At 40.8% G+C, this 13,268-nt stretch carries 7 protein-coding genes and 1 other RNA gene; 4 read left to right on the top strand and 4 right to left on the bottom strand.

What is annotated here, in order from left to right:
- Positions 1-194 precede the first annotated feature (194 nt).
- The 3 genes from ssrA (at position 195) to H6624_12895 (ending at position 1,389) form a co-directional block, all read left to right on the top strand.
- Positions 195-546, top strand: a transfer-messenger RNA (tmRNA) gene (gene ssrA / locus H6624_12905).
- A 119-nt stretch (positions 547-665) separates the two neighbouring features.
- Entirely contained in the window at positions 666-1,187 is a 522-nt protein-coding gene (locus H6624_12900) for a helix-turn-helix domain-containing protein (GenBank protein MCB9085242.1), read from the top strand.
- A gap of 10 nt (positions 1,188-1,197) precedes the next feature.
- Entirely contained in the window at positions 1,198-1,389 is a 192-nt protein-coding gene (locus tag H6624_12895; GenBank protein MCB9085241.1) for a hypothetical protein, read from the top strand.
- A gap of 6 nt (positions 1,390-1,395) precedes the next feature.
- Here the strand turns inward: H6624_12895 and H6624_12890 are convergent, their stop codons facing one another.
- The 4 genes from H6624_12890 to H6624_12875 all read right to left on the bottom strand — a co-directional run bounded on the left by H6624_12890 (position 1,396) and on the right by H6624_12875 (position 8,674).
- Complete coding sequence (locus H6624_12890; protein ID MCB9085240.1) at positions 1,396-4,740, bottom strand: hypothetical protein; 3,345 nt, start codon at positions 4,738-4,740, stop codon at positions 1,396-1,398.
- A 43-nt stretch (positions 4,741-4,783) separates the two neighbouring features.
- On the bottom strand, positions 4,784-6,601 hold the full coding sequence (locus tag H6624_12885; GenBank protein MCB9085239.1) for a HAMP domain-containing histidine kinase: 1,818 nt from the start codon (positions 6,599-6,601) through the stop codon (positions 4,784-4,786).
- Between the two features lie 4 nt (positions 6,602-6,605).
- Complete coding sequence (locus H6624_12880) at positions 6,606-7,130, bottom strand: cupin domain-containing protein (protein MCB9085238.1); 525 nt, start codon at positions 7,128-7,130, stop codon at positions 6,606-6,608.
- A gap of 71 nt (positions 7,131-7,201) precedes the next feature.
- Complete coding sequence (locus H6624_12875; protein MCB9085237.1) at positions 7,202-8,674, bottom strand: sigma-54-dependent Fis family transcriptional regulator; 1,473 nt, start codon at positions 8,672-8,674, stop codon at positions 7,202-7,204.
- Positions 8,675-9,006: 332 nt separating this feature from the next.
- Here H6624_12875 and H6624_12870 point away from each other — a divergent pair, with 332 nt between their 5' ends.
- Positions 9,007-13,263 carry an AAA family ATPase gene (locus tag H6624_12870; protein MCB9085236.1) on the top strand — a complete coding sequence of 1,419 codons (4,257 nt, stop codon included), beginning with the start codon at positions 9,007-9,009 and terminating at the stop codon, positions 13,261-13,263.
- The last annotated feature ends 5 nt before the right edge of the window (positions 13,264-13,268 follow it).

The raw sequence follows: 13,268 nt of genomic DNA, 5'->3' as shown, positions 1-13,268 counted from the left end.
AGACTCCCTTTTTTAACTGACAGATTAGGTGAATATTTTAGGAGAAACCCAGCAACCAGGGTAAAGTTGCGCCCCCACCTCAGCCAATAAAAATGACTAAAGCCACCTTATTCCGCGACCTTAGAAGAGCCCTCTCGACAAAAGCCAGGTGTTTGTGTTACAAATAAGAGTCTTTGAGTATTCAACACCTATATGGGGGCGACATGGCTTCGACGTGGGTAGTGAAGCTTAGGGAGCATGCCGGGGCGCTCGTGGACCTCGTTAAAAACGAGCAACCTATAGTTGCTAACGACAACTATGCATTTGCAGCTTAATTAAGCTGCACGTCGACCAGGTAGTTGGTAACGCTACCTGGAAGGTGTAACTGTAGTTACCTCGGTGATCGGTTGGTTTCTCCAGGGCCACTCACTTAAACAATCTGGGGGAGGGACCGTAGATATTTTGTCGGTAGAAGCTCTGTGGTTCCTCTAAAAATATCGACTAAGCATGTAGCGCCTTAATGTGGAACACTTGCGGACGTGGGTTCGATTCCCACCGCCTCCACCAAATTTTTCAACTGGTAAGTCCCCCGAAGCGGGGGAAAACCTAAACCCATTAAACCATGAACTAAAACAGGAGGCCCGCAGACGCGAGTTCACCTGGGGATCGTTAGCCGAAATTAGCGAATGTTAATCGGCTTTGCCCCACATCTGCCCCATTCTTGCCCCACGTTTTTGAGTGTGTTTTGCAAAACTACACGCTTAGAAAACAAAAGAGGGAGTAAGAAAACCAAGTCAATTTTCAAACAGTTAGAGTTCCATGCCTATGTGAAATGTGCCTACACACATAGAAAGGAACTACTATGTCTAAGAAAAGCGGTCAAAACACAAAACCAAAGAGAGTCGTACACTCCAATTTCTGCGGCAGCAGGCTGGATTGAGCACCGAGGTGCAGCCAAAGCCTCTGGCCTGAAAGATGGGATCATCAACCACCTGGAACACGGGCGGGTTCGTGTGCATCCTCATCATTTGGAGGCATTGCTCCCGGCATATGGAGCCACACGAAAAACTTACGAGATGTTCGCCTCTGGCAAGGTGCCTTTACCTCAAGATTTGAGAAAGGAGTGCCTGGAAATCGTCCAAGAGATGTCCCCTGAGCAATTGCAAACAGCTCATCCCGTACTTCAATCACTTTCAAAGAATAACTAGGAGGTCTGCCATGATTACACTATTACTACGATTAATGCTCATCGCTGCTCTTTTGCAGTTTGGGATTTCACTATCTGAATCTGAATTCTGCTGGTCGCGCCAATGCGTCCAGCAGATCGAAAAACACTCTAGGGATGTTTTGAAGATCGACTGGAAGCCAATAGTGGTGTTTCCGGAGGAGGCGAAGAGGTTTAGGAACTAACATTAACTATAATCCCTCGATATCTTCAGTTTTCAGGGTGCCTGAAACAATTCTTTTCGGATCAGGCACTTTCACCTCAATCCTCTCTAGAAAGCTCATTCCTACATACAGAGCGGCCATCTTGGCTTGCTCTTCTTGAGGAACGTCCTTGAGCCAATCTCTGCTTTCGGAGATAAGCTGATCCCTGAATGCAGAATCCGTAAGTGGGTCTTCTATTTTGAACAGGAAGCCTGACTTGTTTAATACTTGCGATTTTGGATCACCAAGATACACGGTCTGTTCAAGTATTATTGACTCATGTTCGGCAACAACAACCAATCCGCGCGATTCTTGGTCTTGAAAAAACAATTGATAAATTGGGATTCTTTTAGACTCTGTAACAAAAAACCCGTCAGGCTTAACTTGATATTTTTCAACCACGTCTCTGCTTGCTCTATAAATAGGCTCGTATTCATTACTTTTTCGTAACGAACGCATCAATTCAGGGTCCCTTGAAACCAAGACGAATGCTCTTGATATATCAATTATAGTTTTTGCTCGGTCAATTGCCTCCTTTAATGTCACGTCGCCGACCGACTCACACTTTTTTACTACCTCTTTGAAAATAAACTCATCTTCGGATCGTGCAAAGCCTGAACCATATTCAGACCCAAACGAACTTGCATAATGGACATTGGGATCTTTTACGAAAAACTCACGTTGGTAAAGCCGTCTAGCCCCCCATTCGCTCTTTGATACATTTTCTTTTACCTTCTCCTCTTTTTTAATAACCCTAATCCAGGGGCGCAACCTTGAGGCATCAATGAAAGAGTCATCAAACTCCTTTGGGATTTGAGAAATAATCTCGGGGTCCAGTTTAGTAATTACCAACTTCTGTTTTCTCTGATCTTCCGTTTTTTTCACATATGCATCTATAAATTTATTGAGCCTTTCCTTCAGCTCGGCCGTTTCCCCTTCTGGGATAATTTTCAGTTCCTGAGCTAGTTTAATGTTTTCATCCAGCTTTTTCTGTATACAGTTATCACCGAGCGATAATTTATATTGTAAATCTCTATCCAACAAACTCTCATCAAACTCGAACTCATCCGCATCTTCTGACGCAGCTTTAATTAGGTTGAGACTGAGATATCGATCCAAAAACAAATTAAACATCATGAATTTGGCGCCAGAGCCCTCATCGATCGTGGGAATGTGTTCCCACTGCTTCCAGCGCCAAAAGTCATCGGCGCCTCGTTTGGAAATCTTGTACAGTAAACGTAAAGCATCCGTGATATTGGTAGGCATTCTGTGAAGCAACAATTTTATGAACTCTGTTGCCTTTTCCAGACCGAGTGTTTTTCTATCGTCACGAGCTTCGCCAGCCATCATCATGATTACAAGAGTCCCTTGGCCAACACAAATTTCGTCACGCCATTCTTCAACCTGTTTTATCAATTTCATTTCTGAACGAAGCTTTTCAAGTTGCTCTGCTGATGAACTGTCTAGCTTGTTGTGGCGCTGATAAATCTCAAGCATTTCAATCCTATGCTCAACGTCGTCATACTTAAAAAACTCTGGGTTCCTTTCTACGAAATTCAAGAAGCTTCTATACTGTTCAATGTCAGTACTTATCAGAGACCATCTTAAGTATTCTTGTGCAATCGAGTAAATGGCTTCAGTGAATTCAATCGCCTGCGATCGTTCCTCAGTTTCTTCCGTTTCATCTTTGGCCAGTGAAACAACATAATATCTAAAAAAGGATTCGAGTGACGAGAAGATGGATTTAGATATCCATGCTCCAGCAACCTTATTTTGCCTAGTGCAAGTTACCCAAATTCGCAAATTTTCCCAAAGCAATTGGGTACAAGATAGCATTTCCTTGCGCTTCGCCATCTTAATAAATAGTGAATCGACCATATCTGTAACTTTTTTTACAAACTCTGGATTGTCTGACTTATCGAGTTTTAAAGATGTCCGTGCCGACTCACCAATTATCTCCAGTGTTTCCCGGATGGGCTTCCATTCCGAGCTGGGGCTAAACAAAGAATTGGTCAATTCGCTTTCTGACTTTGTTGCATCATATTTAATCTTGAATACGTCAAAAGCATCAGCTTGTGCATCAAGCCAGGCACCGAGATAGCGCTCTATTTTAGTAAGTTCCTCTAAGTTTCCTTCCTTGGCAAACCTGAGTACCTTAAATCGCAATTCATTACAAAATTCCTTGAACTGCTCAAGGATCAAGCCCTGGTCTACGGCGCGACTGAATTTAAAACAATGCCTGAAAAGTGTCCTATATTTAGATAGATTTATTACACGTCTCTTTTGTCCATCCACGTTTTTACGTACATATAATTCTGCCAACTGACGTCCAGGTGAAAGCTCTTGACCGACATGAACACGAATTTCCATTTTCAAAATTGGTGACTGCTTTTCCTCTTCTGCTCCGTTTGAAGCCCCAGCTGTTCCAGCAATATCTGAAAGAAAAGAGAGCACTTTATTAAAGAGCGAAATCAGTTCCTTGGCATCTATTTCATCTAGTACACCTGCCTGTTCAGCAGTAACGTCCAGCAGAGCCTCGTATTTTTCGTCTCGAAATCGATAGGGAGTAAACTCGATCTCACCTTCCTTTGACCTATCAAAAGCTCTTTTCGTATTAGAAAATCCGACTCTTTCTTCAGCCGATCTAATCATAGACCTAAACACTTGGTCCTTAATTACTTGTTCTTCAGCACCCTTACGTAAGGTTGGAAACAATACAACACGTACCAGTCGATAAAATACCCATGCTGCAACCATGATAGACCAAACGGCTACGACACCGCCTGCATATGGATGCAATGGAAAAGAAAATCGCCCGACTCCAGCCAATAGTGAAACCCCCATGGGCAACGCATGGGAATAACTCAAAAGTGTTTGCGACTTTGATACGGACCCTAAATTGTCACCCCATTCATTATCAATAATCAGTAGAGCAACCGGAAATAAAATTGAGACTGCGGCTGTAGCTACAGCAATACGATTTGCAAGTAAGCCAACGTTTTCCGACGGCCAATCCAATCCGAGGATTAGGATAATGTTTAAAAACTCGATAAAACCGAGAGTAAGACATGCCGTTAAAAGCAAGCTAAGTGGGAATTGAACGAAATAGACTGACTTATTGAGACGAAGTGACAGTTCGATTTTTGGTTTTTTAATTGTATCTAAACTTACTCCGCCCTCTGGTTCTATGGCTCTCTGCGGCAACCAGGGTGCAAAGTGTTTTCTCAAAAGAAATATTAATATCCCAAGGACAAGTAAATAGATCGATTCTTTGTATGCCGGACCCAATATGTGCATCGTTTCAAGCACAACCTGATTGACGAAACGAATCATCAACTCGAACCAAATGACGATTTTGCTCCAAACTAACGAAAGATCAATGCACGTCACGTTTTAACCTTTCGTCAGATGACGATTCGAACTTGGACAAATGTGGAAATTTAGGTAGGAAAATAGCGACGACTGTACCTTTTCCTGGCGCTGAATCTATCTTGATTCTGCCACCCCAACTCTCAACTGTTCGGAATGCATGCAACAATCCAACACCTCTTCCTTCAGATCCTTTAAATGTAATTTGCTCACGGCCAAGTCGATTCAAATACTCTGGTGGGATTCCAGAGCCAGTGTCAGCGATACTAACCGATATATTAGAGTCTAAATCTTGGCAGCTCACTTCTATGGTACCGCTATTTGCGCCAAATGATTCAGCAGCATTATTTACCAAATTTGAAACAATAGACCTGAGTTCCAATGGATCAACTCTTACAAACTCATTACTGGGGTTTCCTTTATTCCTAAACTCAATGTTGATGAAGCCATGTTCTCCAAACTCCAAATTCTTTTGGCTTACTATCTCATCCAAAAAAACAGGCAAAAAAAGCAACTCGTCAGTTATAGCCCTTCGTTCTAAATTGAAATCACCAGATTCATTTTTTTGTTTTAATTTTTCCGAAAGGCCCTTAATTTCCTTCACGGAATTCTTGAGGACGCGTTTCATCCGCTCAGGCACTCCAATCAAAGTTGGCAACATCATTTCAATTGCCAAAATTGGGGAGCGTATATTGTGGGCAACGTCTCTAGCCATTTGCACTTTAGCTTGAACCCTCTCAGCTTCGATGACTTTTTCTCGGGATTTCTCCATTGCTCCCAAAAGGTTGTCGAACTCACGGGTCAAAAACGCCACTTCATCTTTACCCTTTAAGTTTATGCGATCACCAAGTTGTCCGTGGTCTTTGATTTTACGAACCTTAGACACCGCCTTTTCAATATTTCGCACTAAACGGCGAGACAGAAAACGACTGATTCCCAAAGCCAAGAGAAGGTTAAAGAATAATAGGGTGATACTTGCCTTTGTAGTGGAGGCAAGCATTGCGTTTAGCTCGCTCTTAGACACTTCGGACTCTAAGACATAGTAGTATTCACCATTGATTGAAGTTCCAGATTTATCACACTGCGAACAGCTCGGGTGACTTGATGTAACCTTTGAATAGAACTTAAAACTATCTGATGACTCTACTGTTTCAAAATTTATAGGGAAAATTGCTGTATCCTTTTCAAATTTAACATCTTTGGCGGCAAACCGACCAAATGGAGTGCCCTTTGGTGAATACATGGCCATAGACACGACATTTTTGTCAGCGCCAATTGCTTCTGCAAGAGTACGAGCAATAAAATCAACTCGAACTCCAACTTCAATAATGCGTGATCTATCTCTGTTGGCTATAGAAAGGAACTTATAGGGTTTAGGTTCCGGATTGGGCTGGATAACAGGGGTTGCATGTAACTTTTTGGTTCCCTGTATCAGTTTTTTGTATTCGTCAGAAAATGAAAATAAATTTGGAATTAACGAAGGATCTTCATTTGTTGAACGAATGAATTTTCCATTGCGATCCGTAACAAAAATGTGGGTAACATTCAGCTCTGACCTCATGGCCTTTAGTTCTTCAGTCGATAGCAGTCCTCTTTCTGCATCACGAGCAGCCACCACATTTGCGGCATTAAGCATGAGTTGTTCAGTGTTGGAATCAAGGCGCGTTAGAGTATCCCCCAATATTTTCGTCAATACAGAATATTGGGAAATGAATTTTTCTTTGGTGTTAGTGCTTACGAAGTAGTGTGCTGTCCAAATGATGCCCCCACCTACAATAAATGTAGCGACAAAGACTGATATAAAAATCTTTTTGGAAAACCTCACTCAATTACCTCTCTTGTCCTGGCTCCCTAGTAAATCTTTGGATGTCGTTTCTTAAGTGAGGGAAAAGTTCAGTCATCTGCTCTCTTGTACCAATTTCAAAGTCTTCAAATTCAAAGCCTGGGGCTACGGTTGTGCCTAGTAGTGCCCAGCTTCCACCATCTACAAGTCGTAGTGCTTGCCAAACACCTTTGGGTACGACGACTTGAGGGGTTTCTCCGGCAAGTATGTCATTACCTAAAATGAACCTTTGTAGGTTTCCTTGGTCGTCAAATTGAATCATTTCTACTGGGTCGCCACCATAAAAGTGAAAAACCTCATCGCTTTTGATTCTGTGAATCGCAGAGAAGCTGTCAGCAGTAACCATATAGTAAATCGCGGTACTGATTGATCTGCCTGTGTCTGCATCAATTCCAAAAGTTCTGGCTGGCAATTTGTCGCCTTCGCTTCGATATGTTTCTCGATAATAACCTCCTTCTTCTGGCAATGGGGTTAAGTCGAGTTTGTCTATTATTTCTTGTGCAGTTGGCATTTCATCTCCTCCTTTTGCTATGGGGCTAAAGCTAATCATCGTCAGCGCAATGGCGTATAAAATATTTAACTTCATAGTTCCCCCTGTTTCTCGCGTCCCAATGGTTGCGATCTATAAAATGGTAAATGTGACTTTGAAGCAGCAATTTTTTTGTCTGCTTTGAGTCCTAATTCTTGAATACGTCTAAAGACCGTTGTTCGGCCAACGCCAATTTTGTTTGCGATTTCACTTATGTTTCCATTGGCGGCTTCCAGTGCTGCTCTAAAGTATTCCCGGCTTGCTGTTATAAAGAACTCTCTGTAGTTTTCCGGCGTTAGATCAGATGGCGATTCTGGCAGAGAGCATGTGATTTGCCTTAATCTATAGGCAGAGTTCTTGGGCGCTTGAATGGAAATGTCGTCGTATTCAATTTGCTCAGATGATCTTCGTCGAGCAGAAATACATGCCCGTTCAATGATGTTTCTAAGTTCTCGAATGTTGCCAGGCCAATCATAGTCACCCAGTTCCCTGATAGCTTTGTCATCTATTTTGTAGTTTGCACCACCTATTTGTAATGTGAAGAGCCTGGCCAGATCAGGTATATCTTCCATTCGTAATCTTAAAGGTGCCGTCTCAATTCGGACTACATTCAGGCGATGATAAAGGTCTTCACGAAACTTTCCCTCAGCAATCATTTGCTCTAAATCTTTGTTTGTGGCGGCTATTACCCGGCACTTAACTTTTATTGTGCGATCATCACCTACACGAGTAAACTCGCCTTCTTGAATAACTCTAAGTAAACGAACCTGAGCAGATAGAGGCATTTCACCAATTTCATCAAGAAAAAGGTCGCCGTTGTGGGCTAATTCAAAGCGGCCAGGTCGGTCTTGCGTGGCTCCCGTGAACGAACCTTTTTTGTGACCGAAAAGTTCACTCTCTAAAAGATTTTCTGGAATAGCTCCGCAATTGATTGCAACAAATGGACGTTTCCCATCGTCTTCAATAGCGTTTAATCGGCGGGCAATAAGTTCTTTGCCTGTTCCACTTTCGCCGGTAATTAAAACGTGCGCCGAAGTGCCTCGTAAATCCAAAATGCTTTCTCTAAGTTGCATAGTTGCTGGACTCTTCCCAACGATTTCATATCGGAAAGCATCTTTAACTTGTTGCTCTAGTGTTATTAGCCTTCTGTTTGAAGCGGCCTTTGAAACAGCCACGGGAATTCGCACCAACAAATCAGGAATGATGTTGTCTGACTTAATCACGTAGTCATCAGCGCCCAGAGCGATACAGCGTTTTACTGTACTGAAATCTGAATCGGAAGTGAGCATGATGACTACCGCATTGGGGTTTATGTCTTTAATTTCAGAAATGAGACTTATTCCGTCGCCGTCTGGCAGTCCCTTATCAAGAATCACGACATCGAATGCAGCCTTTTGCAGGGCTTGCCTTGCCGACTCGATGCTAGAAGCACCGGTGACGTCATTGTAGACACCGAGAAGCTGTGTGACGGCATCTCGGAAGGACTCCATATCTTCGACTAACAATATTTTGAAATTTGCTTTCACCCCAAAACCCTCTCCAGTAAAGGTTTTGCAGGTGTAGCACAATTTTTAAACAAGTCCCAAATAAAATTATTAGTGTTTCAAATTTGGGATTTATTGTGTTCCAAATTCTGAACTACCTCCTTGAGACCGAATTTGTTTAATGATGAGTCATAATGTGCCGCATCAGTGCAAGGGTATTAAAAGTGACTGGAGGTTAAAGTGATTTTATTTACACTGTAGCGCATTAACTCCTCTAAATTTGGTAATTTGTTCGTTTAACCTAATGAAATTTTTAATGAATTTCTCTAAATCTCAGCAGTGCTTTGGCCGAGGAGATTATAGAGGTATGACCATTGTTCAACTTAGAAATTATTCGAGAAAAATTAGAAAAATATAAGCGTCTTCTCGTCAACTTTACACGAAGAAATAAAGAACTTTATTTTAAACACTCAAGATCAGCGTACTTAAATTTATCAAAACCTCCTAAACTCCCTTCGGAAGTTTCCAGTGATGCTCGTGAATTGTATTTCAAAAAATTTTCTCCCATTAGGATGTCAAACGGAGTGATAAACGAGGTACTGTCAAAGGGTAAATTAGATTTATCAGATCATTATTCTTTAAAAAAATTCAACCTGCCAGAAATTGAAAAGCAAATAGATAAGGTCCGCTTGTCTGACAATAAATATCAAAGAGAGTTTGGTATATCTGGTGCTTGGTTACTAGGCCCTTTTCTGGGATGGCATTTGAGTTCTGAGTTTGCAGTCGGAAGGATGGCTATAACCCCAATTTTCAAGTTACCAATTGATATTGATAAATCTAAAACGGGTAAGTTTACATTAATTCTTGAAGAAGAAGGCTTAACCTTAAATCCGACTCTGAGACAATACTTTAAAGACCACCTTGGGGTAATTCTTCCTGAATGTATTGAAGAAGATACTGTTGAAAAGGGAATTGAATTCATCATTAATGAACTTGAAAAGCTAGAAATAGAAACAGTATTTGCTTCACCATCTGCTTACAAAGATGTTCCAACGATACCCAGGACACACAAAACTATCAAAAACGAAGATGGAGAAATTATTGAAAGAGTTCCCTTTCCAATTGAGGAACAGCTTAATGAAGATGAATTGTGGGCTCATAAATTTGTGACAAATCGAAAATTTTTACTGTTTGATGTTTTTTACGTTGACCAGATAAATGCAAGTAAAATGGCTTTGCTAAATGATTACAACGAAATTATGGAGTCTGGAGAATCTCACCCTATTTTACAAGAGATGTTAATGGGACAACCAGAATCTCAGTCGCACAGTAAAAATAGTCGTGTTTCAGATAAAGATTTGGATTGCTACAAAGAAAATCTAAACCATTTTGTTATGGACACAGACTCTTCTCAACACAGAGCAATGGAGAGGGTTTCCAAAGAACGAGCAGTAGTAATAGAGGGGCCTCCAGGAACTGGTAAAAGCCAAACAATCACCAACATGATTGCAAATCTTGTAGCAGAGGGAAAGACCGTTCTATTTGTGTCTGAAAAGAGAGCAGCACTAGACGTAGTTTACTCTCGATTAGTAAAAACGAACCTAGATTCAAAAGCGGCTCTTATACATAGTTCGGACTTAGATCGTAGTGACCTATACGGTAGATTCATTGATGCTTACAATAAGTCTGACTTCCCCAAAACAACGAAAAAATGGGACCAACTCTGTGAGGAGCTAGATCACATTAAAAGCGAATTAAATACCTATACGGAAGCGGTAACATCAGAAGTCTATAACTCAGGACTGGCCGTATCCGACATGTTAACTCTATATGCGGATCTAAAAGACGTGATTAAGCACGAAGGATTAGGAAATTTTGCATCGCAAAGAACTTTTGAAGAGCTTGAGTTGTTAGGAGCACGGCTAGATGAATTGGAAATCTTAGTCTCCCGTATAGAAAACTACAACACTCATCCTTGGCTGTGGAAAAAGGCAGAAGTGATACTGGCAGACAATACTCTAACTAACAGTCTAAATGAATGTTCAAAGCGATTTTCGGAACTTTGTTATGAGTTGAAAAATATTGATGAAAGTTCACATAAAATAAATGACGGGCTAAACTACCTAAAACTGATTGAAAAAGATAGCGCACTCTCTTCTGTCGAAGTCGATGCAGACAAAAGCCCCTATTGGCAACAAGCCTGGGACAAATGCAATAATAAGAAGGCTACATATAAAGCAATCATTGGGAAGCTAAAAAATATAATCCCAGAATTACAGGATTTGCTAAAAAGGGTAGCGCCACTAAAAAATGGTGTGGATATAGAAGTTGTAAAACAAGTGTTAGAATATTACAGAACGCACACAAGTATTTGGAGATGGTTTACCGCTAATTACAGAAAGCACAAGAGTTTAAGAGCAACTTTGTTTAAGAATCCAAAAGAAGAACATGACCTTCAACTGTATGTTGATGCTATATCATTTTTTGAAAAGCTTAGTGATCTCGATCGAGAAATATCTCTTCTTGGCGTAGAAAATATTCCTAGCAAGACTGAATTTTCAAAATCTTTAGATTTTCTTATAGAACTGAATGGTGAGTTAAACCATTTCAGTAAATTATTTTCAAATTTAGAACGTCTAGAGCTAATACCCATTGATAGTAGTTATTCGACAATTGTCAAAAATGTACTTCAACTCAAAAATCTATTGGAACTAGCGAAAGGGACGCGTGTTGCAATTGAAAAAGTTTGTGAGCAGATCGATAGTTATTTTGATAAAAAAAATGACTGGTCATTTGAAGAGGGGAATTTCGAAAGAATAGTCGCAAATCTAGTGAGCTCGTCGAAAGACATTGAGTCATTGGACAGAATAGATATTACAATTCGAAAAATTGCACAAAATTTTAATTGTGATGATTTAAAAGAATTAATCGTGAACTCATTCACTCAAAGCAACGGAAAGTGGTCACATCATTTAACTGGCCAAGCAGTACACGCATGGCATGATAAAATTCGGATTGAGCAGGAAGCTCTAAGGCTTTATGATAGAGGGGTTCAAAAGCAGAGAATTTTTCACTTAAAAAGTCTAATGAAGCAACATAAAACAGAAGCTACTGATGTTGTTCATACAAAAGCTGAACCATTAGCTGAAAAAGCTGATGACTTTGGAATCAGTCTTTTGGAAAGAGAAGCAAACAAACAGCGTCGCGTTCTCAGTCCTAGGGAAATAATGGAAAAGGGCGCATTAAATGCAATGCTAGCGATTAAGCCGATCTGGCTAATGAGCCCACTAAGTATTAGCCAAATCCTACCAAATTCCATTGGGCTATTTGAATTCATTATTTTCGATGAAGCGTCCCAGGTAAGAATGGAGGATGCTATCCCATCCATATATAGGGCAAAAAAAATGGTTGTAGTTGGAGATAAAAAACAAATGCCACCGACAACATTTTTTAGTTCTGCTGCCGACACCTTAGAAGAAGATGATGAAGTTATGCCAGAAAGCGTACTAGACATAGCTGCTCTTATCTATCCAAGTGAGATGCTAAGCTGGCATTATAGAAGCCAAACAGAGTCACTAATCGCATTTTCTAATAGGGCATTTTACGGAGGGCGACTTATCTCAGCTCCAACAGCAAATATAAAAGAGGAAACTGGAAGCATTAGTTTTGATTTAGTAGAAAATGGCGTGTTTAAGCAAAAAGAAGGCAATAAAATTGAAGCAAATATTGTGGTTGATAGACTATCTAGTTTGATTAAATCGGACCCCTATCAATCCCTGGGCATCATTGCCATGGGTGTTTCCCAGCAAAAAGCAATTGAGGAAGCTATAGATGAGCGCTGCCAAGTCGATGAAGAATTTAGACGAGCCCTTGATATTGTATCTAATTTGCATGAAGAGAATGCTTTTTCGGGATTATTTGTTAAAAATCTGGAAAACTGTCAGGGTGATGAACGAGACACAATTTTAATCTCGATAGGCTATGCTCCCTCTTCGCCTGGGGGAAAACTTAGAAAGCACTTTGGGCCATTAAGCACTAAGGGTGGTGGTAGAAGATTAAATGTCGCGATTACTAGAGCCCGCAAAAAAAATATAGTATTTTGTTCGTTCGATCCAGATATCCTTGAAACTGGCAATGAAGAGTACACTCGAAACCCGGACGCAACAACATTTGGACGATACTTGCAGTACTGCAAGTCAATGTCTGAGAATATGTTTGATAAGGCTCGCTCGATACTTGACACCTTTCCGGTTTCAGGTGTGCTCACTACCCGCAAATCGTCAAGGTTTGCTCTTGATGTAAAAAACTGTTTAGAGCGCCTTGGTTACAAAGTCGTAACGGAGGTGGGATCTTCGGGTTACTTTATTGACTTGGCTGTTCAGCATCCTTCAGTTCCAAATTTCTACGTCTTAGGCATCGAATGTGATGGTTTTATCTTTCATCAATATAGACGAGATAAAGATATTGCCCGTCAACATTTACTGGAGACACGTGGGTGGAAAATTGAACGAGTTGACTCTATTGAATGGTCCAAAAACAGAGAAGCAGAAATTGAGCGACTCGATCGACACTTAAAGCAATTAATTCACCAAGAAACAAAGGTTGAAGAGGTTGAAGAAGAAAGTGCATAAGCTAC

Source organism: Pseudobdellovibrionaceae bacterium, from assembly GCA_020635075.1.
GTDB lineage: Bacteria > Bdellovibrionota > Bdellovibrionia > Bdellovibrionales > UBA1609 > JADZEO01.
This window is presented reverse-complemented; position numbering and strand designations above follow the sequence as displayed.